The following is a 26,785-nucleotide window of genomic DNA, read 5'->3' as shown; positions in this document are numbered from 1 at the left end:
CGCACAGTTGCCGCTGTGCGATGCATACTGACGAATCGTTGCCGGATCAAGGAAACCGCTGTCGCCGTGGCGCTGCCTGCGCCGCGCACCGCCCTGCCGCTTCGAGACCTGAACAAAGACGTCCGCGCCGCGCCTCGTGCTTTCCCGATTGACCGGGTCCCGCACAGGCCCGCCAGCGCGCGTCACAATGACTGGAGACCCTTCGATGTCCACCTCACCGCTTTCGTCGGCGAGCGCCGATCAGCCCGATGCCACCCGCCAGCGGAGCACCGCGCGCGTGATCTTCGCGAGCTTCATCGGCACCGCGATCGAGTTCTACGACTTCTATGTGTACGCAACCGCCGCCGCGCTCGTGATCGGCCCGGTGTTCTTCCCCCACGGCTCGGCCACGGCGCAGGCGCTATCGGCGTTCGTGACCTTCGGCATCGCTTTCGTCGCGCGGCCGATCGGCTCGTTCCTGTTCGGCCATTTCGGCGACCGTATCGGCCGTAAGTCGACGCTGGTGGCCTCGCTGCTCGTGATGGGCCTCTCGACCACGCTGATCGGCTTCGTGCCCGGCTATGACTCGATCGGCAGCCTCGCGCCGATTCTGCTCTGCGTGCTGCGCTTCGGTCAGGGCATTGGACTGGGCGGCGAATGGGGCGGCGCGGCGCTGCTCGCCACCGAATACGCGCCGCAGGGCAAGCGCGGCTGGTTCGGCATGTTTCCGCAGCTCGGGCCGTCGGTGGGCTTTCTCGCCTCGAATGCGCTGTTCTTCGGTCTTGCCTCGACACTCTCCGACCAGCAGTTCCGCGACTGGGGCTGGCGCGTGCCGTTCATCGTGTCGGCGGTGCTCGTCGCGCTGGGCCTCTACGTGCGTCTGAAGATCGCCGAAACGCCCGCATTCAAGGCCGCCATCGAGCGCGAGGAACGCGTCAAGGTGCCGGTCGCGACGCTGCTCGGCAGCTACTGGTGGCCGACGATCCTCGGCGCGCTCGCGATGGTGGTCTGCTACACGCTGTTCTATAACGCCACGGTGTTCTCGCTCTCGCATGGCGTGACGGCGCTGCATATCGCGCGTCCGACCTTCCTCGGCATGCTGTGCATCGCCGTGGTGTTCATGGGTATCGCCACGCCGATTTCGGCGGCTTTGAGCGACCGCTTCGGCCGCAAGCCAGTGCTGATCGTCGGCTGCATTCTGGCGATTCTCTCGGGCTTCACGATGCAGCCGCTGCTCGGCAGCGGCTCGCTGCCGCTGGTGCTGCTGTTCCTCGTGATCGAGCTGTTCCTGATGGGCGCGACCTTCGCTCCGATGGGCGCGCTGCTGCCCGAGCTGTTCCCGACCAGCGTGCGCTACACGGGCGCGGGCGTCGCCTACAACCTGGGCGGGATTCTGGGCGCGTCGGTGGCGCCGTATATCGCGCAGCAACTGGCCGCGCGCGGCGGCCTCTCGTGGGTGGGCGCGTATGTGTCGATCGCGGCGGCCGTGAGCCTGTTCGGCGTGCTGTGCATGCGCGAGACGCGTCATACGTCGCTGACCTGATTTCTTCGTCGCGGTAATCGCGGTAGAAAGCCAAAAAGCGGAGTCCGCCAACCGGACTCCGCTTTTTTTTGTTCACTATGGACACGCACGCGGCGTGGCTATACTCGAATCAACAAGGTCCGCGCAAGCGCGCACGGGAGGCCCACGATGAACCTGCATCTGAGCAATGCCGATATCGTCCTGATGATTGCCCTCGCGCTGGGCATCTCCCTGTTCCTCGCCTTCCGGCTGCGGACGACCACGTGGCGTGCCGTCGTGATCGAAGCGCTGGTCGCCAACGCCGCCGCCGTCGCGACGGTCGTCGCCGTCGAGATGCTGCTCGCCTGATACGCTCTATCGGGCTTTCCACGCGTCGTCGCGCTCAGCCAGGCGTTCGTCGATATCAGTAGCCGTGGTAGTAACCGCCGCCGTGGTAACCCCCGCCCGGCGGCACGACGATGCAGCCGGCCAGCGACGCTGCGAGTACTGCACCCACAATCAGGGTAAGCGTCAATCGTTTCACTTCGTTCTCCCATCGAGTCAATGTCTGGTGTCCTGGATGCCGTGCCTCGCATGGCTCGCAGTGGACAGTTGAGATTGAACACGACGGCGAATCCCCCAGGCGTTGCAATTTGTAAGCAGCGGTATGGCTCGTGTTACAGCGCGTGCGTGCCTGCGCACAGCCACGTGCGATACGCGCCGCACGATGCACGCAACGGCGACACTTTTAACAAGTTGGTAATCGAGTTCCAGCCGGGTTCAAGCCGGGTTCAAGCGCGCATTCATCATCGACGATGACACTTGCATGACGTTCGCGCCAATGAAAACGGCCCGCGGGTCTGCGTGAGACGAGCGGGCCGGGCAACGCAGAACGCGCGAAGTTCAGACGGCCGTCACCGCCGGCCCTTTCGATGCGTCTCCCGTACGCGCGGGATAAACACGGTCGATCGCGTCGAGCGCCACCGAAACCGGCGGCACATGATGACCGTCGCCGATCGAGATCGAGCGATCCGGTGCGCGCACGCCAAGGTGCTCGGCGTTGGTCGCGACGAAGATCATCACCGTGGGCTTGAGCAGCGCGTGGCCCAGATGCACGAAGCCCGTGTCCGTGCCGACCACGAGCGCACTGTCCTCGATACGCTGCGCCACCTGCGTGACCGTGAGACGCGGCAGGATCACGGCGCCTGGCACTAGCGCGGCGATTTCCTTCGCCGTCGCGTGCTCGGCATCCGAGCCCCACGGCAGCTCGATCCGCAGGCCGCGTTTGACGAGCTCATTGCACAGCTCGCCCCAATGCGCGACAGGCCACTTCTTCTCTTCCTTCGACGTGGCGTGAAAGATCAGCGCGGTAGGCGCATCGGGCGCGGGCAGCGCATTGCCGTCGCGCGGAATGCGCATCTGGAAATCGGGCGGCGTATCGACGGTATAGCCGAGCGCTTCACCCGTGCTGATGCGCATGCCAAGCCACGCATCACACTTCGGACGCGGCCCGAAGCGGCCGTTGTAGGCGAACGCCGCGCCCTGCTCGCCAAGATCCTGTGCGAGGTAGCCGAAGCGCCGCTTGCCGCGCGCGATGAACGCGATGATCGCGCTCTTGTAGACACCGTGAATGTCGATGATGGCGTCGTAACGTTCGGCGCGCAGTTCGGCGATCGAGTCCCAGATCGCCTTGAAATCGCTCCAGCGGCGCGCCTTCTTGAAGCGGCGCAGCGGCGCGCAGAGCACGCGGTCGATCCCTGCGTTCCAGTGCACGATCTCCGCGAAGGCGTCGTCCACCGCCCAATCGACCTTGGCGCCGGGGAATTTGCGCTGGACATCGGCGACCACGGGAAGGGCCTCGACGACATCGCCAAGCGACGTCACCTTGACTATCAAAACTCGTTTCATTGTGCTGCGGACGTTGAGGTCCGTTTTCGATGATTTGCCGGCATTTTTTCCGAGATTCTATCGGACGGAGCCGTTCGCAACAGGCGAAATCTGCGAACGTTTGCGTATTTCATCGGACCCCGCTTTGCCTGGCGCGTCGACCCATGCGATCGACACGCCTCGCCACGCGTGCAAAAAACGAAAAAGCCCGGCGGCACATCAACGCTCGATCGCTCGAACCGCTGACGCGCGCCGGGCCTGGCGCGGCTTGCTGACCTACCGCCAGCGAGCCTCTAACCAACTTCAACAACCTCAATAAATCACGATGGGCGCGGCTCGCACATACATGGGCCGCGCGGGGACGACGACGCAGCCGGCGAGCACGATCGCGAGCGCCGCCGCGGCGAGCAGTCTTCTGCTCATGGTGTTTCTCCTTGCCGATGGAACCGGTGGCCGATCAAGCGCTCTCAAGCAGCCCAGTGGCCTTCGACCCAGCGCCAGTTCGGGCCGTGCGCGACCCAGTGGCCCGGCACCCAGTGGTAGCCCACGCGTTCGGCCTGCCAGTGGCCTGCGATCCAGACATAGCGGCCGTGATCCCAGCGCCAGTGGCCCTTGTCCCAGACGTAGCCGGCGCGCGGCGCGGGCACGACTTCGACACGCTCGGCGGGCGGCGGCGCGCTCGGCTCGACGACGACGATTTCAGCGAAAGCCGGCGCAGCGACGGCGCACGTGCCCGCAGCGACGATGGCGGCCTTGGCGATAAGCAGGCGGATGGAATTATTCATGTTGATCACCCTTCGAGTTGGACGCCATGAGTGGCGTTACCCGATCAATGCGCGAGCGTGCGGCTGCGCTGACAGCGGCCGTGTAACCGCAGCGGGTGAAGTGAAACTGAATATTTCGGTAAGGTAAGGCAGGCTGCGCAGGGCGTGCTGAAAGCGCGCGAAAACCCGTCGCGCAGCCCTATCGGGATGAGTGCGGCACAGGCCTGCGCCGCACTCGCCGCAGGTCAGGCCTGCGGAATCTCGATCTTGACCTCGAGCACTTCGAGGTCGTCCTGACGTTCCAGGCTCACGCGGATGTCGTCATCGGAGATCTTCACGTACTTGGAGATCACGGCGACGAGTTCGCGTTGCAGGGCCGGCAGATAATCGGCGGGCGGGTGACCGCCTGCGCGCTCGTGAGCGATGATGAGCTGCAGGCGTTCCTTCGCTACCGAGGCGGACTTCTTCTTCTCGCCGAGAAAAAACGAAAGAAACGACATGACGTGCGCCTCCCTTACTTGCTACCGAACAGGCGCTGCAGGAGCCCCGGCTTCTGGTAGTCGGTGAAGCGAAGCGCCTTGTCTTCGCCAAGAAAGCGCGCGACGACGTCCTTGTAGGCTTCGGCGACGTCGGTGCCGTCCAGATGGACGGCGGGCAGGCCCTGGTTCGAGGCGTGCAGCACCGCCTCGGATTCGGGAATCACGCCGATCAGCTCGATGCGCAGGATTTCCGAGATATCCGCGAGCGAAAGCATTTCGCCTTCGTTGACGCGTTTCGGGCTATAGCGCGTGATGAGCAGGTGTTCCTTGATCGGCTCCTTCCCTTCGATCGCGCGTTTGGTCTTCGACGACAGCATGCCGAGGATACGATCCGAGTCACGCACCGACGATACTTCCGGATTCGTCACGATGAGCGCTTCGTCGGCGAAGTGCATCGCCAGCATCGCGCCCGATTCGATACCCGCGGGCGAATCGCAGACGATGTACTCGAAGTCCATCTTGCGCAGATCTTCGATCACCTTCTCCACGCCCTCCTTCGTGAGCGCGTCTTTATCGCGCGTCTGCGAGGCCGGCAGGATGTGAAGGTTCTCGCACTTCTTGTCCTTGATCAGCGCCTGGTTGAGGTTTGCCTCGCCCTGGATGACGTTGATCAGATCGTACACGACGCGGCGCTCGCAACCCATGATGAGGTCGAGATTGCGCAGACCGACGTCGAAGTCGATGACAGCGGTTTTGTGGCCACGCAACGCGAGGCCCGATGCGAAACTCGCGCTCGTGGTCGTTTTGCCAACGCCACCCTTGCCCGAAGTCACCACAATGATTTTTGCCATTCCCTTACCTTGCGTTCGTCAGTTTCCCGGTTTTGGTCTCATCGCGCGCCGCGCGCACGCCCGCGTTTCGCAGCGTGCAAGCAGCGGCTCAGGTGAGCCTCAGCGGTTCGATCAACAGCTTTTCTGCGTCGAGCCGGATCTGCGCCGGCTTGCCATGCACATCGGCTGAGAGAGGAACTTCAGTGGTACGGTAGATACCCGCAATCGAAATCAGTTCCGCTTCGAGACTCGTGCAGAAAATACGTGCGTCGTGGTTGCCGTGCACGCCCGCGAGCGCGCGGCCACGCAACGGCGCGTAAATATGGATGTTGCCTTCGGCGATCACTTCCGCGCCATTGGACACCATGCCGAGCACCACCAGATCGCCCTTCGCGTAGACCCGCTGGCCCGAGCGCAGCGGACGGTCGATCACGAGCGTCGCCTCGCGCGGCGCCGTGCCGCTGCCGCGTGGGTCGGCATCGGCATCGGCGTCGATCTCGCCGCCGGCGCTCGCGTCTTGCGTGGAATCAGCGGGGAAGAGTTCGGGCTGTGCGGTGCCGGCAGCCGCCGCATTCGCCTTTGCAGCGTCGGCGGCGTGGTCTTCGGCTTCGGTCTTGACGTTCGTGCTGCCCGCGGCGGCCCCCGCCACGCGCTTGTCGCGCGCTTCGAGGAACGGCAGGCCCGCAGCGGCGGCCCAGCCATGCTGCGCGGCAAGCGCCACCACGCCCACGGGGCGCATGCGCACGCTTTCGAGCAGGCGCGCGATGTCGCCCAGCGCGACCTGTTCGCCGTCGGCGAGACGGCGCAGGTCGATGGCCACCGTGTCGTTGGCGAAGAATTCCGGCGTCGCCTCGAAGCGCCGCGTGAGTTCGGCGCGCATCGCATCGAGTTCAGTCGTTTTGACCACGAACAGAAGCGTATCGACTGCACCGCTCTTCAGTTCAAAATAGGGCGATTTCTTGGGCGACATGGCGATCGGCGAAAAATTTTGCGTATTTTACAGGCGTCGACGCGCACGGCCATTATTTTTAACGGCTCAAAATGCGGCAGCGAAGGGAATGACGAAAGAATGGCGCGAAAAACGCCAGGAGAAGCCGCCACATGACACGCGGCTTGCGCGTCAGGGCGGAAAAAACCGGCGCAGCAACAGCAAAGCCAGGGCGCGCTTACTGCGCGGAAGCAAGCGGCGCAGCGCCTGCCAGTTCGCGCATCAGCAGCGTTTCCCATTGCTCGGGCGTCTGCGTGCTGCGCGCGTGGTCGCCCGTGGCGACGAAACCCAGGCGCTCGTAGAAACGCATCGCGGTGGTATTGCTGTCGGTTACCCACGCATAGATTTGCTGGGCGCCTTCGCTCGCGAGCCAGTCGATGGCCGCGTTGACGAGCAGTTCGCCGCCACGCAGATGCCGCACCGCCGGCGCCACCCACAACGCGAACACGAACGCCCGGCGCGCCGGCGCGCTCTCGAAGTTCGCGCCGATCAGGCCGGCCGGATGGCCTTCCGTGTAGAGGATGAACGAAGTAGCGGTATGCGAATCGGCATGACGGGCGGCCGCGGCGTCAAAGACGGCTGCATCGGCGGACAAGGCGTCTTCGAGCGAGTCGCCGAAGGCATAAGGCGCGTCGCGCAGCGACGCAGTTCGAAGCTCGCGGAGCACGGCACCCTGATCGGCAACGATACGGCGAACGGTCAGTGACGGACTCATGCAGTCGTAAACCCCAATAAAGCACTAACGCGTAGCTTTAACCGAACTGGCCAGAGAGTCAAATCCTTATTTGACAAAAAAGTTCCTTGAACGCCGCGCGCACAAGGCTTGACAGACTGGCCGACACCCCTCACAGGCCGCTGTAAAGCGGCGCTCACTGCCTTGAACGCCCTCACGGGGCTTCATACGCACCCGTGCCGTCCGGCCAGGGCGTGAGCAGTTCATAGCCGTCGTCGGTGACGGCGACCATGTGTTCCCACTGCGCGGAGAGCGAGCGGTCCTTCGTCACGACGGTCCAGCCGTCGCGTTGCACCGCCGTGCCCGCGCGTCCCGCGTTGACCATCGGCTCGATCGTGAAGACCATGCCGGGCTTCAGGCGCACGCCCTGCCCCGGCTGGCCGTAGTGCAGCACCTGCGGCTCCTCGTGATACACCTTGCCGATGCCGTGGCCGCAGTATTCGCGCACGATCGAGAAACCGTCGGCCTGAGCGCGCTTCTGGATCGCGTGGCCCACGTCGCCGAGCGTGGCGCCCGGCTTCACCTCGCGGATGCCCGCGAGCATCGCCTCATAAGTCGTGTCGATCAGCTGGCGCCCGACTGAACTGGGCGTGCCGACCGTGTACATGCGGCTCGTGTCCCCAAAATAGCCGTCCTTGATCACGGCCACGTCGATGTTGATGATGTCGCCGTCCTTGAGCACCTCGTTGCGGCTCGGAATCCCGTGGCAGACCACGGAATTGACGGACGTGCAGATCGTCTTGGGGAAGCCGAGATAGCCGACGTTGGCCGGCACGGCCTTCAGCGTGTTGACGATGAAGTCGTTGCAGATCGCGTCGAGATCGTCGGTGGAGACGCCGGGCTTGACGTGTTCGCCGATCATGGCGAGCACATCGGCGGCAAGCCGGCCGGAAATGCGCAGACGCTCGATGTCGCCGGCGGATTTGTAAGTGATAGCCATCTGAGAACCAAAGTGGGCGCGACGGCGCGTCAAGCGCCTCGCCGCGAATTCATGGGAGCGCCGCTCGAAAGGCGCCATTGTACCGGGCAGGCCGCGCGGGCCGGACCGGCAATATTCAGATACGTCCGATTGTCCTGGCGCAAGCCGCCAACAAGAATGGGAAATATCTTACAACGACGTGAGCAGAACACCAGATCATGAGCCAATCGCCCCGTTCTTCCAGCACCGATGCGAGCATCGGCGCGCCCGCCCAAGCGCCCCTGAATATCCTCATCGCGCTGCCCACTTACGACAACTCCGTGCACTTCGACTTCGCCATGGCGCTGGCGCGCCTGATGGAAACGTTCAAGGAGCGCGGCATTGGCTTCGAGTACATCCACACGGCGTCGTCGCACATCATCCGGGCGCGCAACTTCTTTGCGAATTATTTCCTGAGCCACCCGCAGTTCACGCACGTGTTGTTTCTCGATACGGACATGGACTTCTCGCGCGAGGCCATTCCGCGCCTGCTGGCCGGCAACAAGCCCGTGGCGGGCATCGCCTGCCCCTACCGCTTCTTCGACGCGGAAAAGAAGATCACGAGCGCCGATGCGGGCCTCACGCTGCGCGAGTGGCAGGAAAAGACCGTGGACTACAACACGGCGATCCGCACCGATGCCGACGGCAACAGCAGCGTCAGCGGCGGCTGGGTCGAGGTGAATCACATCGGCACGGGCATTTTCCTCGTGCGCCGCGACGCCATGCAGGCGATGGCGCCCCTCACGCAGCTTTATCGTCCGCCTGCGCAATACGCGCCGTATCTGCCTGACGGACACTTTCACGCGTTCTTCGACACGGTCGGCGACAAAGGCGTGTATCTGTCGGAGGATCTGTCGTTCTGCCAGCGTGCGCGGGCGGCGGGGATGCCGGTGTGGGCGCTGATCGACGAGAAGATTGTCCATCACGGCGCTTCGGCGATTTCGGGTACGTTCATGCGCTCGCTGGAGCAGCGTGGGCATGTGCCGGCGGTGTCGGGCGACAGGACCTGAAAAGGCGTAGAAAAGCAAAAACCCTGCAGCGGTTAGGCATCCAAGGGGTTTCTAAATCTGGCGGAGAGTTTGACCGCCCAATTCCAAGCGCGCCCCGGTTCGCTCAAGCTCGATAAATCCTTTATTATCAGCAGCTTAGACTGTCATTCTGTGCATTCCGCGGTTTATACTCGCTTGCCCCCATCCGGCGTTTCGTGATGGGCTACATATGGCACTCACAGATAAACAGGCAAAGGCATTTAAGGCTGGAGACAAGCCGGTATCCGATATGACGTGAAGGCGAAGAGCGATACGCCGGGGCGCGTTGCGACGCTGCACGGCTTCCGCTCCAGCTTCCGCGATTGGGCCAGCGAGAACGGCTACACCCGCGACCTTGCCGAGCGGGCGCTCGCGCATACCATCGCGAACAAAGTTGAAAGCGCTTATCACCGCACCGATTTGATAAAGCAGCGCCCCCGATGATGGAAGCGTGGGCGGCGCATGTGGCGGTATAGCGGCGTAATGGTGGAACGCCAGAATAGGCGGGCATAGAAAAGCCGACCCTCGCGATTCGGCTTGATAAATCCGTTTACGTTAGACTATTCCAGCGCAATTTCTATTGAATCAAACTCGACAACTATCTCCGCTCCGCACGTCGAAAAGAGTCGCGCAATATTGCCGGGTTGGTTATCGGCCCATCGTTGGGTTTTAGCCAGGATCTGCTGTGCCTTCTCATAGTGAGAGGTGCCGTGAGTTAGCACCTCAATCCTGTACACGATATTTTGCAAGCTAAAGTCTTGCACAGCACAACGATTTATTCCCACGAATAACACAGACGCACGCCGCTCTTGCAGATATAAGCAAAGCATTAATGTTTCGCTTTCTTTGGTGACGTGGATAGTGTCTAGATACCAGTCGTGGAATTGGTTGAATGCTTTCAGGTCATTCATGTTTTTTCCTAATACGGAAGCAGTGAAACGGGATTGCCAAGATCGCGGGCTCTTCCATCCCAATTATGGGCATGGGGAATACCGAAACCGTGATCATGGTCAAAGTCCAAAGGGGTTGAACCGTCGCCGCCAGCATCACCAAGCAAGTCCGTTTCGTCTGCGTCGCCGCCTCCACTGCATCCCGCTTTCGACGGCGGCGCTCGCGCTCGTCAAGCGGCTTAAAGAGGAAAAGCAGCACAAACCCCAGGTGTTTCCGTCGCCGCGTGGCAAGGTGCTATCAGATATGACGTTGACGGCGCTCCTACGCCGCGTGAAGGCGAATAGCGATACACCGAGGCGTGTCGCGACACCGCATGGCTTTCGAGGCTCACTCCGCGATTGGTGCAGCGAAAGCGGCTACGCGCGCGACCTTGCCGAGCGGGCGCTCGCGCATACGGTCGCAAACAAGGTTGAAGCGGCCTATCACCGAACCGATCTGTTGGAACAGCGCCGCCCGATGATGCAAGCGTGGTCGGCATATGTCTGCGATATAGCGAATTAATTGAGGAGTCGCCAGAAAGAGCCGACCATCAAGAGTTGGCTTTTTGTTGTTGACGGCGAATCACTGTCTGAGCGACACGGATTCGCACAGCACCGCCATTTCGGCTCCGCACGAGGGCTCGAGAACAAACAGCATCCGCCGTCGGGCAGCAAAATCCCGTATGTACTCCTGGCCCGTCTCTTCGCTGATAAGTGCCACCTTCGAGTCATCGCGGCTCTTTATCCACTGAACCCACCTGCGAACCTCAACCAGCGTAAACGCATACCTATGCGAAAACAGGAGTCTTGACGCTACGTTCTGGCCTGCAAAATCAATCATGCGCTGAGCGGTCACACCCGAAAATCTCAGCGCCTCAAGTTTGCCGCCAACCCGTCGAAAGCATAGTTCAAGAGAGTGCCCATCAGGGTCGTGCTCGATGGAATATAGCTCTGCATCGTGAAAGCCAGGGAAGTCCGCAATATCTCGGATATCAATGTACGTAGCTGTATTCATACAATCTCCAGTAGAACGCACTACAACGGAGAGAAGGCAACTCCGGGGCCACGCACCCCATTGTCCCAATTGTGTGCATGTGGAACGCCCTGCCCGTGGTCGTGGTCAAAATCGAAGTCAACAACAGGCTGGCCATCATCTCCGTACATGCGCATCTGACCACTTCCGGGGTTGGTGTACCACGTCCCAGGGTCACCTTCATTCGGCGTCTTGGCAATGTCAAACGAGTCACCGTCCGGCGCGTCGTTTGGAGAGTAGTCGAATGGCTGCGCATCGCCGAGCGGCGTCGAATCGCCGCTGAACACATCAGCGTCGGAAACGCCGCCGTCATCTCCGCCAGCATCATCGCTTTCGTCAGAATCATCACCGCCACCGAGCAAAGCGGCCGCCGCCGATTCAACTGCCCCGAGCAAGCCGAAACCATCGTCGGCCCTGGCCGCTGCGCCGAGGGCTGGTAGTGGATCAAGCGCAGCGCTTACGCCCCCCGAATCCAGCGCGGGCAGCTCACCATTGGCTCGCCGTAGCGCGTCAAATTCACTGTAGCTTAAGACCCTGGGCGGGTATCCATTACCTCCGCCGCCCGTCGCGGGCCAGCGCTGCGGCACGGGGTCCGATTGCGCTACGCGCGGCAGGCCGTAGTATTCGCGATTCACTACCGGGACAAGCTTTCCGGCTGCGACCGCATCGCACAGCAGCCTGCGCACTCCCGCGTTATCGGTCGGCAGGTTCCAGTGCGCCAGGCTCAGACTGTCGCGGACAAACGCCTGAACATCGCGGAGCGCCTTTTCGCCGGTAATCGTGCGCAAGTCCCAGTTCGGGCGAAAATGTCGAGCAAAGGCCATCGTATCGTCTGCGAGTTGCCTGAGCCGGTCTTTCTCCCACAACTCGCCCTTGTCCACTTCGCTAAGGGGGCGCGCGTTCCACGAAAAGGAGTTGTCCCGACCTGCATTCGGATAGAGCGCGCGGGCCGACATATCGCGATAGCCGCGCCCCCAACCCGTCATGTCGTAATACTCCGCTCCCGGAATCAGCGTGCATTTCCATCCGGCATCGAGCGGTACATCTAGCGTGTTCCACGGCATAAGCTACCCGTCCTCTTTTCGGGTTTTCAGCGTACGCCACCGTCGCCCGCAAATTTGCAGAACAAAGTCAGGACATTGAGCGAGCGCAACCACGGCCCCTCGCTAACGGCGCAATGTCAGCCCGGGCTGCGCCGTGCTTTACCGGACGCGATTGCGCGCTCGCTTTCACTGGCGGGCACATGTGATCCAAGCGCGATGCTCGGCCCATTGTTCCGGCGTCATGCTGCGCTCGCAGCGCGCCAGCTCGCCTGCCAGCAGATACGCCGAATAGGCATGGAGCGCCACACCTGAGCGCGCCGGTTGCGGGTGGGCCGCCTGTCGGACGGATTCCAGGCCATCAACAGGACAAGAAGAAGCCGCCCGTTCCCCAGGCAGGCAGGGGCGCGGGATGCGCTCGTACGCCCTCCGCTTCGGTGCGGGTCGATTCGCACGCCGCGAGCCATGCCTCGATATCGGCTTCACGCCAGCCGACCGAGTTTTCACCTAGGCGAACCGGGGCCGGGAAGCGCTTTTCGCGAAGCCACTTGTAGATGGTGTTTTTCTTGACGCCGACGACCGCAACGACGCCAGCAAGATGAAGGATTTTTGTGGCCATTTCTCGTACCTCGAAAAACAGCCGGTTCCGGGCGGAACATGGATATACGGACAGCCTGTACAGGCGCACAGCCTTATCGCCTGGAGCGGCCCGATGAAATTTCAGGGCTCGACAACCAATGTGGCTGCGTGACGTGCCGAAAAAAACAAAAGCCCCGTAAGTCCTTGAACTTATGGGGCTCTCGCTAACAAATCTGGCGGAGAGGGTGGGATTCGAACCCACGGTACGGGGTTACCGTACGCCTGATTTCGAGTCAGGTACATTCGACCACTCTGCCACCTCTCCGGGGTACTGCTTTTTACTGCTTCTCAGGTCTTGGTCGGCGACCAGAGAAGCGAAGATTATAGAACATAATTTGGATCTTGCAAGCCCTTTTTCGAAAAAATTTCGAGAGCCGTGCAAGACCCGTGTTCCGCCAATCCGAAACCCTCAGCCGCCCACCGCCAGACGTGCCACGCCGTTCATGTACGGACGCAGCGCTTCCGGCACGGTGATCGAGCCATCGGCTTCCTGGTAGTTCTCCAGCACGGCAACCAGCGTGCGGCCAACAGCCAGGCCCGAACCGTTGAGCGTATGCACGAGTTCCGGCTTGCCCTGCGCGTTGCGATAGCGCGCCTGCATACGCCGCGCCTGGAACGCTTCGGTGTTCGAGCAGCTGGAGATTTCGCGATAGGTGTTCTGCGCCGGCAGCCAGACTTCGAGGTCATACGTCTTGGCGGCCGAGAAACCCATGTCGCCCGTACACAGCGACACCACGCGATACGGCAGGCCAAGTTTCTGCAAAATGGTCTCGGCGTGCACGACCATCTCTTCGAGCGCGTTGTACGACGTTTCCGGCGTGGTCACCTGAACCATTTCGACCTTGTCGAACTGGTGCTGACGGATCATGCCGCGCGTGTCGCGCCCATACGAGCCCGCTTCCGAGCGAAAGCACGGCGAATGCGCCGTGAGCTTGATCGGCAGCGCGTTGCCTTCGACGATGCTCTCGCGCACCGTGTTCGTCAGCGAGATTTCCGAAGTCGAAATCAGATACTGCGTGACCGTGTTCTCGGCGCCGCCCTTCTCCACGCGGAACATGTCCTCGGCGAACTTGGGCAGTTGGCCCGTGCCGTAGAGGATTTCCGGGTTCACGATGTACGGCGTATAGGTTTCCGTATAGCCGTGATGCAGCGTGTGGGTGTCGATCATGAACTGCGCGAGCGCCCGGTGCAGGCGCGCGATCTGGCCGCGCAGCATCGTGAAGCGCGCGCCCGAGAGCTTGGCGCCCGTCTCGAAGTCCAGACCCAGCGGCGTGCCGACATCGACGTGATCCTTCACCTCGAAGTCGAACGCGCGCGGCGTGCCCCAGCGGCGCACTTCCACGTTGCCGCTTTCGTCGCGGCCCACCGGCACGCTCTCGTGCGGCAGGTTCGGCACACCGAGCAGCAGGTCGGAGAGCTTCGCCTGGATCTCGTCGAGCTTGGCGGCCGACGCCTTCATTTCGTCGCCGATGCCGCCCACTTCGGCCATGACCGCCGAGGTGTCCTCGCCGCGGCCCTTCATCGCGCCGATCTGCTTCGACAGGCTGTTGCGGCGCGCCTGGAGTTCTTCGGTGCGGGTCTGGATGTCACGGCGTTCCGCTTCGAGCGCGGAGAAAGCCGCGACGTCGAGGGTGTAGCCGCGGTCGGCGAGGCGCTTGGCGACGCCGTCGAGGTCTTTGCGCAGCAGCTGGATGTCGAGCATGGGATTGTGAGACGCAGTTTCGTTGTGTGAAGGAGCGATTTTAGCGCACCGGCGCGGGCGAACCGCGCGCGCCGGGCCTAGCTTTGGCCCCGACGCTTGCGTTCGCGGATTTCGTCGCGATGTTCTTCGCGCCATTGCGCGTCGAGGTCGGCCAGGCGCGCCAGCTTCTCGCCGATCTTGCCTTCGAGCCCGCGCGGCGTGGGCCGGTACCAGTTCGGCTCGCGCATGCCGTCGGGGATATAGGTTTCGCCGGCCGCGTAGGCGTCGGGTTCGTCGTGCGCGTAGCGATATTCGTGGCCGTAGCCCAGTTCCTTCATGAGTTTGGTCGGCGCGTTGCGCAGGTGGATCGGCACCGCGCGCGACTGGTCCTTGCTCACGAAGCGCCGCGCCTCGTTGTAGGCGTTGTAGCCCGCGTTCGACTTGGGCGCCACGGCCAGATAGATCACCGCCTGCGCAAGCGCGAGTTCGCCCTCGGGCGAGCCCAGGCGCTCATAGGTTTCCGACGCGTCGAGCGTGATGCGCGCAGCACGCGGATCGGCGAGGCCAATATCCTCCCACGCCATGCGCACGATGCGGCGCGCGAGATAGCGCGGGTCCGCGCCGCCGTCGAGCATGCGGCAGAACCAGTAAAGCGCGCCGTCCGGATTGCTGCCGCGCACCGACTTATGCAGCGCGCTGATCTGGTCGTAGAACGCGTCGCCGCCCTTGTCGAAGCGGCGCAGATTTTCCGCGAGCGCGCTGCCGAGCAGTTCGCCGTCAATCTCGCTCTTCTTCTGCTGGGCCGCCGCGCGCGCGACGATCTCCAGATTGTTGAGGAGCTTGCGGCCATCGCCGTCGGCGGAACCGATCAGCGCCTGCTTCGCTTCGTCGGTAAAGGTCAGGCCGCCCAGTTCCTGCGCCGCGCGCGCGAGCAGTTCGCCCTGCTCGTCCTCGTCGAGGCTGCGCAGCACGTAGACCGCCGCGCGCGAGAGCAACGCGCTGTTCACCTCGAACGACGGATTCTCCGTGGTCGCGCCGATGAACACGAACAGACCCGACTCGACGTGCGGCAGGAAAGCGTCCTGCTGGCTCTTGTTGAAGCGATGCACCTCGTCGACGAACACCAGCGTCTGATGGCCGTGCGCGCGGTGAAGCTGCGCCTGCTCGACGGCCTCGCGGATGTCCTTCACGCCCGAGAGCACGGCTGAGAGCGCGATGAATTCGGCGTGGAAAGCGTCGGCCATGAGGCGCGCGAGCGTGGTCTTGCCGACGCCCGGCGGCCCCCAGAGAATCATCGAATGCGCTTCGCCCGACTCGAAGGCGACGCGCAGCGGCTTGTTGGGCCCAAGCAGATGCTTCTGGCCGATGACTTCGTCGATGGTGCGCGGGCGCAGCCGCTCGGCGAGCGGAACGTTGGCACGGGTTTCTTCAAACATGGCGTTTTCGCGATAATGTCGGCTTTTGCGGCGGGCGCGGCTTCCGATACGGCCTTGGGCGCTGTTCGCGCCCCTGAAAACGGAATCACCGCGCCGGAGTCAGTCGTGCATTATGACAGTCCGCGCCGCCGCGCGATGTCCGAGGCCAGGACCGGCCGCCCGCACGAAGTTTTGCGTAATCCCTACGCACACCATACGAATTCAATACAGACGACACAGAGGACAGCTTTTCCATGACTCAAAACACGCAAGACGGCTCGGCCTACGCGCCCAATGTGCCGGTGCCCGACGCGCGCCGCCAGTTCCGCACCGGCGACGCCTTCGCGCTCTGGTTCTCCCTCGGCATCGGCCTGCTGGTCGCGCAGGCGGGCGCCCTGCTCGTGCCGGGCCTGTCGCTGCCGCACGCGCTGCTCGCCATCGGCATCGGCAGCGTGATCGGCGTCGTGCTGCTCGCGCTCGCGGGCGTGATCGGCACGGACACGGGCCTCGCGGCCATGTCCTCGCTGCGCCCGACGCTCGGCATCCGCGGCGCGTCGGTGCCGGCCGTCATCAACATGGTGCAGCTCGTGGGCTGGGGCTCGTTCGAGATCATCGTGATGCGCGATTCCGCCGATGCGCTCGCCAAACAGGCTTTCGGCCTCTCGATGCCGCTCGTCTGGACCGTGATCTTCGGCATTCTGGCGACGCTGCTGGCGATAAGCGGTCCGCTCTCGTTCGTGCGCCGTTTCCTGCGCACGTGGGGCATCTGGCTGCTGCTCGCGGGCGCGGCGTGGCTCACGTGGAGCCTGCTCGCCCAGCACGACATCGGCGCGCTGATGAAGCGCCCCGGCACCGGCGACATGCCGTTCGGCAGCGCGATCGATCTGGTGGTGGCGATGCCGCTTTCGTGGCTGCCGCTGATCGCCGACTACACGCGTTTCGGCCGCAAGGCGGGCGAGACCTTCCGCGGCACGCTGTTCGGCTATGGCATCGCGAACCTCTGGTTCTACGCGCTCGGCGCGATCTACGGCCTCGCGGCGGGCGGCGGCGACGCGCTGCTCACCACGGCGCTGGCCCAGGCGGGCGGCGGCTTCGCGCTGCTGCTGGTGCTGATCGATGAAATCGACAACGCCTTCGCCGATATCCACTCGGCGGCCGTGTCGACCGGCACGGTCTGGACGCGTGCCGGCGTGCCGTTCCTGTCGGCGGCGTTCGGTGCGGTCTGCACGCTGATCGGCCTCGTCGTGCCGATGGCGAAGTACGAAAACTTCCTGCTCTTTATCGGCTCGGTGTTCGCGCCGCTGTTCGGCGTGGTGCTCGCCGATCACTTCATCGTGCGTCGCCGCCGTATCGATGCGCAGGCGCTGGCCGATCTGAACGGCGCCTACGGCTATACCGGAGGCTGGCATGTGACCGCGTTTATCGCGTGGGGCATCGGCTTCGGCGCCTATCAGGCGCTCAATCAATGGCTGCCGAATCTTGGCGCGACGCTGCCTTCGCTCGTGATCGGCGCGCTGTGCTATCTCGTGCTCGCGGGGCGCCGTCGCGCGGCTTACGCGTAACGCTTTTAGACGCGCTTTAGACGCGCAATAGAAAACGCCACGCTGTTTGCATCAGCGTGGCGTTTTTGTTTTTACCGCCTGAAACAGGCGTTATTCGCAGTGGCCGCAGCCGCCGTGCGAATGATCGTGGCCGTGCGCATGGCCGTGATGAGCGTGGTCATCGGCCGGCAAATGCTGCGCGGCCTGTGCCGAAATGCCCAGACGCGCGAGCAGCTTGCGGTCGGCTTCGGCTTGCGGGTTGCTGGTCGTCAGCAGTTGATCGCCGTAGAAAATCGAGTTCGCGCCGGCCATGAAGCACAGCGCCTGCAGCGCGTCGTCCATCTGCTCGCGGCCCGCCGACAGGCGCACCATCGCCTTCGGCATCGTGATGCGCGCGATCGCGATCGTGCGCACGAACTCGAACGGATCGATCGGCTCGGTGCCTTCGAGCGGCGTGCCCGTGACCTGCACGAGATTGTTGATAGGCACCGATTCCGGATACGGCTCCATGTTGGCGAGCTGGGCGATCAGGCCCGCGCGCTCGCGGCGCGACTCGCCCATGCCGACGATGCCGCCGCAGCACACGTTGATGCCCGCGTCGCGCACGCGCTCGAGCGTCTCCAGACGGTCCTCGTAGGTGCGCGTCGAGATGATCTTGCCGTAGTACTCCGGCGAGGTATCGAGGTTGTGGTTGTAGTAGTCGAGGCCCGCGTCGGCAAGCTCCTTCGCCTGGTGATCTTCGAGCATCCCGAGCGTCACGCAGGTTTCCAGACCCATCGCCTTCACGCCGCGAATCATGTCCTTGATCGGCTCAAGATGGCGATCCTTGGGACTGCGCCACGCCGCGCCCATGCAAAAGCGCGTCGCGCCGTTGGACTTGGCGGCGCGCGCCGCTTCCAGCACGGCGTCCACGGCCATCAGCTTGCCGGCTTCGAGTTCGGTTTCGTAGTGCGACGACTGCGGGCAGTACGCGCAATCCTCTTCGCAGCCGCCGGTCTTGATCGACAGCAGCGTCGAGAGCTGTACGGCGTTGGCGTCGAAGTGCTCGCGGTGCACCTGCTGGGCGCGGAACATCAGGTCGTTGAACGGCAGCTCGTAGAGCGCGGCGACGTCGGCGACTTTCCAGCGCGCTGCGGCTTCGGCGGCGGCGTGGGCGCTCGGCGCGGTGGCCTTCAGCGAGGTAATGTCGATGTGGGTTTGCGTCATGGTGTCGAAGTCCTTCGTGACGTGTGACTTGTGGTTTTGCTTTAGCGCCCGGCCAGTGCGCTCAGGCGCGCGAGCAAGGTGTCGATGTTCAGGTGGTGGGCCGCATCGTCGGCGCTCGCGCCGCGCATATGCGGCACGACGCCCAGAAGCGGCGCGTCGAATTGCGCGGCGAGAAGCGTGCGCAACGTGTCGATGTTTTCCTGCGGGAAAGTCATGTTCGGGTCGATGCGGTTGGCGACCCAGCCCGCGATCTTCAGCCCGCGCGCGGCGACCGCTTCGGCGGTGAGCAGCGCATGGCTGATGCAGCCCAGGCGCATGCCGACCACCAGCACGACCGGCAGACCGAGCGCAACGGCCAGATCGGCGGTGTCTTCAGTCGGCGTGAGCGGCACGCGAAAGCCGCCGACGCCTTCCACCACGACCGCGTCGGCGCGCTCGCACGCGGCGCGATGGCAATCGACGATGCGCGCCATGTCGAGCGTCACGCCTTCGAGCGCGGCGGCAATGTGCGGCGCGGCCGGCTCCTTGAGCAGGAAAGGCGTGCGCATCTCGGGCGGCAGCAGCACGCTCGCGGCGGCGTCGAGCTGATCGGCGTCTTCGTTGTGCCAGACGCCATCAAGCTCGTACGCGCCCGCGGCGATGGGTTTAAGCGCCGCCGCGCGCAAACTCGCGTGCGTGAGGCCGCGCAGCAGCGCCGCGCTCACGAAGGTCTTGCCGATTTCGGTATCGGTGCCGGTGACGAAGAAAGACACATTCGCGAGACTCATGCGCCCTCCAGGGCCGCGCGGCTCGCGCGTTGCAGGGAATCGTTCAAACGGTCGAGATCGGCATCCGAGTGGGCCGCCGACAGCGAAATGCGCAGGCGCGACGTGCCGACAGGCACGGTCGGCGGCCGGATCGCGGGCACCCACAGGCCGTCGTTTTCGAGCGCGGCCTGCAAGGCGAGCGTGGCATCGTTCGAGCCGATCACGAGCGGCTGGACAGCGGTGGCCGAATCGACCGGCATCCAGCAGGTCTCCTTGAGGATCGCGCGCGTGCGCCCGATCAGATGCCGCAGATGCGCGCGCCGCGCGTCGCCCTCTTCGCCCGCGATGATGCGCAGGCTCGCGCTAACGGCATGCGCCACGGCCGGCGACGACGCCGTCGTGAAGATATACGGACGCGCGCGCTGCACGAGCCATTCGATCACGGTGGCGTGCGCGCAGACGAACGCGCCCGACACGCCCGCGGCCTTGCCGAGCGTGCCCACCATCACGAGATACGGCGAGCGCAGCGCGGCTTCGGCGATCGCCCCGCGCCCTTGCGGGCCGAGCACGCCAAGACCATGCGCATCGTCGACGACGAGCCACGCGCCATGCGCCTCGGCCAGTTCGACAAGGCGCGCGAGCGGCGCGACATCGCCGTCCATGCTGAACACGGTGTCGCTCACGATCAGCTTCGTGCCGGCGTCCGAAGCGTCGAGCATCGCGCTCAACGCATCCATGTCCGCATGTGGATAGATCTGGATGTCGGCACGCGACAGGCGCGCGCCGTCGATCAGCGAGGCGTGGTTGAGCGAATCGGAGAAGATCGTCGTGCCGCGGCCCGCGAGCGCCGTGAGCACGGCGAGGTTCGCCATATAGCCGGTGCTGAAATACAGCGCGCGCGGCGCATCGACGAAGCCGCCCGCGAAGATCGCAAGGTCGTCTTCGAGCTGCGCGTGCGCGCGCGAATGGCCGCCCAGCAGGTGCGAGCCGCCGCTGCCCGCGCCATAGCGCTGCGCGCCTTCGGCCAGCGCCGCGACAAGCTGCGGATGAGCCGCGAGGCCCAGATAATCGTTGCTCGCGAAACCAATCGTCTCGCGGCCATCGACCGTCATGTGCGCGTCGCACGGCGTATCGATGGTGCGGCGGCGGCGGCGCAAACCGTGCGCGTCGAGTTCGCGCAGGCTCTGTTCGAGCGTGTCCAGCAAATGCATCAGAGGTCCTCCGCGACGGTGGCGTCGAACGTCTCGCGCGTGCGCGTCGCGAGCAGCGCCTGTGTTTCGGCGTCCAGAATATAGGGCGGCATCACGTAGACCGTCGTGCCGATCGGGCGCAGCAGCAACTCGCGCTGCAATGCGTTTTCGAAGAAGCGGCGCGAGAACGTGCGTGCGCGTTCGGCATCGGCGAGCGCCACGTCGAACGCGAGGATCGTGCCGCACTGGCGCAGGTTGCGCACGAGCGGATGGGCGTCGAGCGGTGCGAAGGCCTCGCGCAGTTGCGCGGACTTGCGCGCGTTCGACTCCAGCACGCCGTCGCGCGCGAACAGGTCGAGCGTCGCGAGCGCCGCGCGGCACGCGAGCGGATTGCCCGTGTACGAATGCGAATGCAGGAAGCCGCGCGTGGTGTCGTCGTCGTAGAAGGCCGCGTAGATTTCGTCGCGCGACAGCACGATCGACAGCGGCAGATAACCGCCGCTGATGCCCTTCGAGAGCGTGAGCAGATCGGGCCAGATGCCGGCCTGCTCGCAGGCGAAGAACGTCCCGGTACGCCCGCAGCCGACGGCGATTTCATCGGCGATCAGGTGCACCTTGTATTGATCGCACAGCGCGCGCAGGCCGCGCAGATACGACGGATCGTGCATCGCCATGCCGGCGGCGCACTGCACGAGCGGCTCGACGATCAGCGCGGCGATACGGCCTTCGCGTTCGGCGAAAAGCTTTTCCACGTCGGCGAGCGCGCGGCGCGCGACATCGGCGGCGCTTTCGCCTTCGCGCGCGAAGCGCGCATCGGGCGAAGCGACCACGTGCGCATGCGTGAGCAGCGGATCGTAGGCATCCCGGAAGAGCTTCACGTCGGTCACGCCGAGCGCGCCGATGGTCTCGCCGTGATAGCTGTTGGCCAGGCACACGAATTCGCGTTTGTCGCTCGCACCCTGATTACGCCACGCGTGGAAGCTCATCTTCAGCGCGATCTCGACCGCCGATGCGCCATCCGAGGCGAAGAACGCATGGCCCAGCACGTTGTCCGTGAGGGCCGCGAGGTGTTCGGCCAGTTCGACGGCGGGCTCGTGCGTGCAGCCCGCGAGCATCACGTGCTCAAGCGTGTCGAGCTGCGCCTTGAGCGCGGCGTTGATGGCCGGATTGGCGTGGCCGAACAGATTCACCCACCACGAACTGATGGCGTCCAGATAGCGCCGGTCCTCGTGGTCATAGAGCCACGGGCCCGCGCCGCGCGCGACGGCGACGAGCGGCAGGCGCTCGTGGTGTTTCATCTGGGTGCAAGGGTGCCAGACCGCGCGCAGGCTGCGCGCGATCCAGGCATCGTTGCCAAGGTTGGTTTGCGAGTTCTTGTTTTGCGAGTCCACTTACGGCTCCCGATACGACAGCGCAGCCGAATTTAGCGCGTTCGATCGCGCAATGCACTACCCCCGAAAGGGGCTTTCCAGGCCCGTCGGCGTGGGGTTTGGCGGGGTTCGGGGCAGCTCGGCGCACTTCGTTTGCAAAGACTCGAAATGGCCGTAGATGACGACGGCAAAGTGACGCGCGCTTATGCAAAAAAATATGCGCGCGGCGCGGCAAACGCCGCGCAAGAAGCGCCCGAGGCGGCATTTATTTGGGGATGTATCGCAAGGCGGCAGCGAACCCGCAATGAAAAAAGGCGCCGCAAGGCGCCTTTCGGGGCAACAGGATCACGCGACGCGCTGGCGCGTCAGATGTTCTAGCGGCTCGCGAGCGAGTGCGACGAGTCGGCTGCGCCAGGCGCGGCGTTGCCGCTATCCGCAACGGCATGGCCGTCGTCGGCGGGTTCGTTCCGCGCGGTCGCGACGTTTTCGTTCGCCCACACCACGCTGCCGTTGACCGCATAGAGCCGGCATGGATCCGAGCTGTGCTTCTGGCAGTTCGCGACGGCGACGTCCATCGGATTGTCACCGCCCTCGGCCCACGACCACGCGCCCGAATCGGACACGGCGAACGCACGGCTCGGGTACTGCTTGAGGAAGTTGCGATAGCCGTCGCGGCCCGCCTGATCGAGGAACGGCACCGCGCTCACCGAATCGATCGACGCGTAACCGCTCGCGCGCGGCGCGCTCGGCGTCTCCACGCGGTACTGCACCGACGTGGGCATGCCTTGATTGGCGAGGAAGGCTTCGACCGTCGGCCACCAGACCTGCACGCCGTCGCGATCGCCGACGAGCCGGTGCGCGTCGTTCTTGTACGCGCCGAAATCGACCAGCTTCGCACCCGAGGCGAAGTTCGAGCCTGGCTGCCCGTCGCCCGCCTGCGCGGTGCGGAAAGCCGTGAACATCTTCGTGACGAGATCGGGCGTCCACACCGAATCGTTGTCGCCGTAAAGCCAGAGCGAGGCCACGCGAGCCCGTCCGCCGTACGAGCCAAATGCCTGGGTCAGGTTGTCCTGCCAGCCCGTGCAGGCGTCCTGACGCAGACCGCCCGAGAAGTTGATGAGCGCGCGCACGCCGTGCGCGGCTTCGGTGCCGTAGGCCATGGTCGCGAGACCGCCGTGCGAGGTGCCCGCCACGGCGATATGGTTCACGTCCACATAGGGCTGCTTCGACATGTAGTCGACCGTCGTGGCGACGTCGGCGGCCTGGCCCATGCCGTTGCTCGCCACGTCGCAGCCGTCCTGCTCGTAGCTGCCGCCCGAACCGGCGAAGCCGCGGCGGTTCGGCGCGACCACCACGTAGCCGCGGCGCACGAATTCGCGCGCGAACGACATCGGGTCGCTGCGCGGCTGCATGCGCGGGTCGCCGGGGATCTTGCCGTGGTTGAACACCACCATCGGGAACGGGCCGGGGCCGTCCGGGCGGTAAACCGTGGTTTCGAGCGTGACGTCGGACTCGCCCGGCACGGGAATATGGATGATCTGGGCGTTCATGCCGGCGTGCACGACGGGCAGATACGCGTCGTCGAGCGCGATGCGCGGCACGTGCGCGCTGCCGAGCGGGCCGGATGAACTGGATGCGAGCGAGGATTGAGCGCCGACGTTGGCACTCATATGCGCGGCGGCCGCGCTTGAAACCTGCGTCGAGACTTGAGCGCCCGACACGGCTGCCGGATCGGTAAGAGAGGCTGCGTGCGCGACCGACAGCACACATGCTGTGCCGGCCACCGCCCATCCGGTAAGAAGCTTCCTGAACGCCATGCGCTACACCCGCCCGCGAAAATCCTGCTGTGAATCTGACTACCGAGCAACTATCCCCGCCCTCAAGCGGACACAACAGGACACTGGCGCGCCTGGCCCGAAGGCCTGGCGTGGTTTTTGACCCGTTGCTGGGAAGTAAAACCGATCGGAACACCTATGCGGCGCCTTTCTGTCATCGATCAGACTCGCCGCCAGCCTCCGTTTGAAGTCGCCAGGAAATTGTTTTTCAACAAATTCTTAATGGCGAAACGGACACCGTGATTGCATCCTCGCACGACAAATAATTGTTGTGCAATTCAGGGGTAACCCGGCATAAGGCGTGCCAACGGCGCGCAGGCCTTGAAGCACGGCGCATCGGCGGATTTCGAGGTCATGCGGAGTAACGAAAACGGAAAACAATGGCGGAGGCGACCTGTCGCGCATCGTCTACATCCCCGTTTTTTGCAGGTAAGCGTGGGTTTGCAAAAGCACGATTTTGCGTGCCCGAGCGCGCTTCTTTTCGAAGGCGCCGGAGCGTCAGCCTTCCAGGATATCGCCGTCCACGTAGCGCCAGCGGCCGTCGTCGCCGCGCGTGAAGCGGCTCGATTCGTGCAGGCGATACGCGCGTCCCCCGCTTTTATGGCGCGCGACGAATTCGACGATCGCATGGGTTTCGTCGATGCTTTCATGCCGCTTCACGGCCAGTCCCAGCCAGCGCGGCGCGCCCGGCTCATTGGGATCGACGTCGAGATCGGCGGGACAGGTTTCAGCGGCCCACGTCGCGCGCAGATACGGCACGTCGCCCAGCACGTAAGCCGTGTAGCGCGAGCGCATCAGTTCGAGCGCGGTGGCGGGCAATGCATCGCCATCGATGAAGCGGCCGCAGCAGTCGGCGTAGCGAGGCGGCTTCGCCCCCGATTTCTCCGATTTCTGGCCAGGCGCGGCGCCGCCGCAAGGACATTCGACGGGACGCTGCGTGTGTGCGCTCATAAAAAACGATTCCTTCGACAAAATAAAAAAGCCGCCCGCGCGAGCGTGGCGGCCCTGATTCATCCGTGCAGCAGAGCTTACCAGTCGAGTTCGGTGCCGTCGTACTGGAAGAAGCGCCCGTTGAAGACTTCGCGCGCGGCGGCGGCTTCGGCGACGACTTCGCGCATGCCCGCGACGCTCGCCGTCGCGTCGATGGCCGCGTGCGCGCCGCCCATGTCCGTGCGCACCCAGCCCGGATGCAACGCGATGCAGGTGGCGCGCCGCGTCTGCAACGAGGTGATCTTGAGCACGTCGTTCACCGCCGCCTTGCTCGCGCGATAGAGCCAGCCGGTCGTGCCCGTGGTCTGCGTGATGCTGCCCATGCGGCTCGACAGCACGCCGAGCACGCCATGCGCCGCGTCGACGAGCGGCAGCAGGATCGGGATGATCTGCATCGGGCCGCGCACGTTGGTGTTCATCACGTACTCGAAGTCTTCGGCGGTGATGGTCTCGACGCCTTCGGTGCGCGGGCCATAGACGCCCGACACAATGAGCGCGACATCCAGACGCTCGCCGTCGAGCTTCCAGCCCAGTGCGGCGATGTCTTCGGGCCGCGCGATATCGAGCGGGTACGTCTGCGCGCCCAACGCGCGCAATTCCGCAAGCGACGCTTCGGAGCGGGCCGTGGCCAGCACGCGCCAGCCGGCCTTCACATACTGGCGCGCGAACTCGAGGCCGAGGCCGCGCGAGGCACCCACGATCAATGCTGTTTTCATGTTGCACCTCTCTTGTATGCCGCGATCTTTACCACACACCGCGTGCGGGTCATGCCGCGCGCCGCCTCCCCGCGGCGCGCGTCATTCAAAAGCCTACATGAGTTCGACGGCCATTGCCGTGGCCTCGCCGCCGCCGATGCACAGGCTAGCCACGCCCCGCTTGCCGCCGCGCGCGCGCAGCGCGCCGATCAGCGTGACGAGAATGCGCGCCCCCGAAGCGCCGATCGGATGGCCCAGCGCGCACGCCCCGCCATTCACGTTGACCTTGTCGTGCGGCAAGTCGTGCTCCTTCATCGCCGCCATCGTGACCACGGCGAAGGCTTCGTTGATCTCGTAGAGATCGACGTCCCCGGCTGTCCAGCCGGTCTTGTCGAACAGCTTCGCGATCGCGCCCACCGGCGCCGTCGTGAACTTCGCGGGCGCCTGGGCGAAGGTCGTATGGCCCGCCACGCGCGCGAGCGGCTGCACGCCCAGGCGCTTCGCCGTCGATTCGCGCATCATCACGAGCGCCGCCGCGCCGTCCGAAATCGACGACGCGTTCGCGGCCGTCACCGTGCCCGTCTTGCTGAACGCGGGCTTGAGCGTGGCGATCTTGTCGAGATTGGCCTTGAAGGGCTGCTCGTCGCGCTCGATGGTCGTTTCGCCCGCGCGCGACGCGACCTTCACAGGCGCGATTTCCCACGCGAACGAGCCGTCTTCGTTGGCGCGCTTCGCGCGCTTGAGCGATTCGATGGCGAACGCATCCTGACTCTCGCGCGAAAAGTCGAATTCGCCCGCGCATTCCTCGGCGAAGGTGCCCATCAAACGCCCCTTGTCGTAAGCGTCTTCGAGACCGTCGAGAAACATATGATCGAGCACCTGGCCGTGTCCCATGCGCATGCCCGCGCGCGCCTTCGGCAGCAGATACGGCGCATTCGACATGCTTTCCATGCCGCCCGCGACGATCACCTCGGCGGAACCCGCCAGCAGCATGTCGTGCGCGAACATCGCCGCGCGCATGCCCGAGCCGCACATCTTGTTCACCGTGGTCGCGCCCGCCGCGAGCGGCAGGCCCGCGCCCAGCGCCGCCTGACGCGCGGGCGCCTGGCCCAGGCCCGCGGGCAGCACGCAGCCCATCACCACTTCGTCGATCTGCCCAGGTTTGAGGCCCGCGCGCTCCACCGCAGCGGCGATCGCCGCTGCGCCCAGTTGCGGCGCCGTCAGTGTGGCGAATTCGCCCTGAAAACCGGCCATCGGCGTGCGCGCCACCGCGACGATCACGACCGGGTCTTGCTGGGTATGTTTCTGTGTCTCACTCATGTCCATCC

29 protein-coding genes and 1 tRNA gene are annotated in these 26,785 nt (G+C 64.4%); 7 read left to right on the top strand and 23 right to left on the bottom strand.

Annotated features, from left to right (window positions below):
- Positions 1-205: 205 nt before the first annotated feature.
- Both B0G62_RS23025 and B0G62_RS23020 read left to right on the top strand, forming a co-directional pair.
- The gene (locus tag B0G62_RS23025; RefSeq protein ID WP_103706514.1) at positions 206-1,522 is read left to right on the top strand and encodes an MFS transporter; all 1,317 of its coding nucleotides are present in this window, start codon (positions 206-208) and stop codon (positions 1,520-1,522) included.
- Between the two features lie 147 nt (positions 1,523-1,669).
- Positions 1,670-1,849, top strand: a complete 180-nt coding sequence (locus B0G62_RS23020) for a hypothetical protein (RefSeq protein ID WP_103706513.1) — start codon at positions 1,670-1,672, stop codon at positions 1,847-1,849.
- 55 nt (positions 1,850-1,904) lie between these two features.
- On the opposite strand, the gene B0G62_RS31770 is transcribed toward B0G62_RS23020, so the two are convergent.
- From B0G62_RS31770 to map, 8 genes are all read right to left on the bottom strand, one after another.
- Positions 1,905-2,045: a hypothetical protein gene (locus B0G62_RS31770; protein ID WP_167401324.1), complete on the bottom strand. Its 141-nt coding sequence runs from the start codon at positions 2,043-2,045 to the stop codon at positions 1,905-1,907.
- A 338-nt stretch (positions 2,046-2,383) separates the two neighbouring features.
- Complete coding sequence (gene waaC, locus B0G62_RS23015; protein WP_103706512.1) at positions 2,384-3,388, bottom strand: lipopolysaccharide heptosyltransferase I; 1,005 nt, start codon at positions 3,386-3,388, stop codon at positions 2,384-2,386.
- 446 nt (positions 3,389-3,834) lie between these two features.
- Positions 3,835-4,152, bottom strand: coding sequence for a YXWGXW repeat-containing protein (locus B0G62_RS23010; protein ID WP_103706511.1), 318 nt, complete (start codon positions 4,150-4,152; stop codon positions 3,835-3,837).
- A gap of 224 nt (positions 4,153-4,376) precedes the next feature.
- On the bottom strand, positions 4,377-4,631 hold the full coding sequence (gene minE, locus B0G62_RS23005) for a cell division topological specificity factor MinE (RefSeq protein WP_028215841.1): 255 nt from the start codon (positions 4,629-4,631) through the stop codon (positions 4,377-4,379).
- A 14-nt stretch (positions 4,632-4,645) separates the two neighbouring features.
- Entirely contained in the window at positions 4,646-5,461 is an 816-nt protein-coding gene (gene minD, locus B0G62_RS23000) for a septum site-determining protein MinD (protein ID WP_103706510.1), read from the bottom strand.
- A gap of 88 nt (positions 5,462-5,549) precedes the next feature.
- Entirely contained in the window at positions 5,550-6,410 is an 861-nt protein-coding gene (gene minC / locus B0G62_RS22995) for a septum site-determining protein MinC (protein ID WP_103706509.1), read from the bottom strand.
- Between the two features lie 196 nt (positions 6,411-6,606).
- Positions 6,607-7,143, bottom strand: a complete 537-nt coding sequence (locus B0G62_RS22990; protein ID WP_103706508.1) for a GNAT family N-acetyltransferase — start codon at positions 7,141-7,143, stop codon at positions 6,607-6,609.
- Positions 7,144-7,315: 172 nt separating this feature from the next.
- On the bottom strand, positions 7,316-8,101 hold the full coding sequence (gene map / locus B0G62_RS22985; RefSeq protein ID WP_103706507.1) for a type I methionyl aminopeptidase: 786 nt from the start codon (positions 8,099-8,101) through the stop codon (positions 7,316-7,318).
- Positions 8,102-8,298: 197 nt separating this feature from the next.
- On the opposite strand from map, the gene B0G62_RS22980 reads away from it, so the two are divergent.
- Complete coding sequence (locus tag B0G62_RS22980; RefSeq protein WP_244193341.1) at positions 8,299-9,129, top strand: hypothetical protein; 831 nt, start codon at positions 8,299-8,301, stop codon at positions 9,127-9,129.
- Between the two features lie 273 nt (positions 9,130-9,402).
- The gene (locus tag B0G62_RS22975; RefSeq protein ID WP_208624242.1) at positions 9,403-9,591 is read left to right on the top strand and encodes a hypothetical protein; all 189 of its coding nucleotides are present in this window, start codon (positions 9,403-9,405) and stop codon (positions 9,589-9,591) included.
- Positions 9,592-9,707: 116 nt separating this feature from the next.
- Here the strand turns inward: B0G62_RS22975 and B0G62_RS22970 are convergent, their stop codons facing one another.
- On the bottom strand, positions 9,708-10,058 hold the full coding sequence (locus B0G62_RS22970) for a hypothetical protein (protein ID WP_103706506.1): 351 nt from the start codon (positions 10,056-10,058) through the stop codon (positions 9,708-9,710).
- Between B0G62_RS22970 and B0G62_RS22965 the strand changes: the two genes are divergently transcribed.
- Positions 10,057-10,599 (top strand): tyrosine-type recombinase/integrase, encoded by a 543-nt coding sequence (locus B0G62_RS22965; protein WP_103706505.1) that lies wholly within the window; start codon positions 10,057-10,059, stop codon positions 10,597-10,599. The two genes, B0G62_RS22970 and B0G62_RS22965, sit on opposite strands and share 2 nt — an antisense overlap.
- Positions 10,600-10,659: 60 nt before the next feature.
- Here the strand turns inward: B0G62_RS22965 and B0G62_RS22960 are convergent, their stop codons facing one another.
- The 6 genes from B0G62_RS22960 to B0G62_RS22935 form a co-directional block, all read right to left on the bottom strand.
- The gene (locus B0G62_RS22960; RefSeq protein ID WP_103706504.1) at positions 10,660-11,091 is read right to left on the bottom strand and encodes a hypothetical protein; all 432 of its coding nucleotides are present in this window, start codon (positions 11,089-11,091) and stop codon (positions 10,660-10,662) included.
- 20 nt (positions 11,092-11,111) lie between these two features.
- Complete coding sequence (locus B0G62_RS22955) at positions 11,112-12,173, bottom strand: hypothetical protein (protein ID WP_103706503.1); 1,062 nt, start codon at positions 12,171-12,173, stop codon at positions 11,112-11,114.
- A 337-nt stretch (positions 12,174-12,510) separates the two neighbouring features.
- Positions 12,511-12,768, bottom strand: a complete 258-nt coding sequence (locus B0G62_RS22950) for a helix-turn-helix transcriptional regulator (RefSeq protein WP_103706502.1) — start codon at positions 12,766-12,768, stop codon at positions 12,511-12,513.
- 194 nt (positions 12,769-12,962) lie between these two features.
- Positions 12,963-13,053: transfer RNA gene (locus B0G62_RS22945), tRNA-Ser, on the bottom strand.
- 144 nt (positions 13,054-13,197) lie between these two features.
- Entirely contained in the window at positions 13,198-14,490 is a 1,293-nt protein-coding gene (gene serS, locus B0G62_RS22940) for a serine--tRNA ligase (RefSeq protein ID WP_103706501.1), read from the bottom strand.
- Positions 14,491-14,567: 77 nt separating this feature from the next.
- Positions 14,568-15,905: a replication-associated recombination protein A gene (locus B0G62_RS22935; protein ID WP_103706500.1), complete on the bottom strand. Its 1,338-nt coding sequence runs from the start codon at positions 15,903-15,905 to the stop codon at positions 14,568-14,570.
- A gap of 233 nt (positions 15,906-16,138) precedes the next feature.
- Here B0G62_RS22935 and cytX point away from each other — a divergent pair, with 233 nt between their 5' ends.
- Positions 16,139-17,446, top strand: a complete 1,308-nt coding sequence (cytX, locus tag B0G62_RS22930; protein WP_103706499.1) for a putative hydroxymethylpyrimidine transporter CytX — start codon at positions 16,139-16,141, stop codon at positions 17,444-17,446.
- 90 nt (positions 17,447-17,536) lie between these two features.
- Here cytX and bioB read toward each other — a convergent pair whose 3' ends face one another.
- From bioB to bioA, 4 genes are read right to left on the bottom strand one after another with little or no spacing between them, the layout of a single operon-like run.
- A complete protein-coding gene (bioB, locus tag B0G62_RS22925; protein WP_103706498.1) occupies positions 17,537-18,631 on the bottom strand; it encodes a biotin synthase BioB in 1,095 nt (364 codons plus the stop codon).
- Between the two features lie 41 nt (positions 18,632-18,672).
- Entirely contained in the window at positions 18,673-19,398 is a 726-nt protein-coding gene (gene bioD, locus B0G62_RS22920) for a dethiobiotin synthase (RefSeq protein ID WP_103706497.1), read from the bottom strand.
- Positions 19,395-20,588, bottom strand: coding sequence for an 8-amino-7-oxononanoate synthase (gene bioF / locus B0G62_RS22915; RefSeq protein WP_103706496.1), 1,194 nt, complete (start codon positions 20,586-20,588; stop codon positions 19,395-19,397). Before bioF ends, bioD begins: the two co-directional genes overlap by 4 nt.
- The gene (bioA, locus tag B0G62_RS22910; RefSeq protein WP_103706495.1) at positions 20,588-21,958 is read right to left on the bottom strand and encodes an adenosylmethionine--8-amino-7-oxononanoate transaminase; all 1,371 of its coding nucleotides are present in this window, start codon (positions 21,956-21,958) and stop codon (positions 20,588-20,590) included. Before bioA ends, bioF begins: the two co-directional genes overlap by 1 nt.
- A 147-nt stretch (positions 21,959-22,105) precedes the next feature.
- On the opposite strand from bioA, the gene B0G62_RS31420 reads away from it, so the two are divergent.
- Positions 22,106-22,315, top strand: coding sequence for a hypothetical protein (locus B0G62_RS31420; RefSeq protein ID WP_146055344.1), 210 nt, complete (start codon positions 22,106-22,108; stop codon positions 22,313-22,315).
- Here the strand turns inward: B0G62_RS31420 and B0G62_RS22905 are convergent.
- From B0G62_RS22905 to B0G62_RS22890, 4 genes are all read right to left on the bottom strand, one after another.
- Positions 22,312-23,754, bottom strand: coding sequence for a dienelactone hydrolase family protein (locus tag B0G62_RS22905; protein ID WP_103706494.1), 1,443 nt, complete (start codon positions 23,752-23,754; stop codon positions 22,312-22,314). The genes B0G62_RS31420 and B0G62_RS22905 overlap by 4 nt on opposite strands.
- A 516-nt stretch (positions 23,755-24,270) precedes the next feature.
- Entirely contained in the window at positions 24,271-24,723 is a 453-nt protein-coding gene (locus B0G62_RS22900) for a YchJ family protein (RefSeq protein WP_103706539.1), read from the bottom strand.
- A 77-nt stretch (positions 24,724-24,800) separates the two neighbouring features.
- Positions 24,801-25,478: an SDR family oxidoreductase gene (locus B0G62_RS22895; RefSeq protein ID WP_103706493.1), complete on the bottom strand. Its 678-nt coding sequence runs from the start codon at positions 25,476-25,478 to the stop codon at positions 24,801-24,803.
- 93 nt (positions 25,479-25,571) lie between these two features.
- Complete coding sequence (locus tag B0G62_RS22890; RefSeq protein WP_103706492.1) at positions 25,572-26,777, bottom strand: acetyl-CoA C-acetyltransferase; 1,206 nt, start codon at positions 26,775-26,777, stop codon at positions 25,572-25,574.
- Positions 26,778-26,785: the final 8 nt, after the last annotated feature.

The sequence above is a fragment of the Paraburkholderia eburnea genome, from assembly GCF_002917095.1.
Taxonomy (GTDB): Bacteria; Pseudomonadota; Gammaproteobacteria; order Burkholderiales; family Burkholderiaceae; genus Paraburkholderia; species Paraburkholderia eburnea.
The sequence above is the reverse complement of the archived record's forward strand: the minus strand, read 5'-3'. Positions and strand labels throughout refer to the sequence as shown.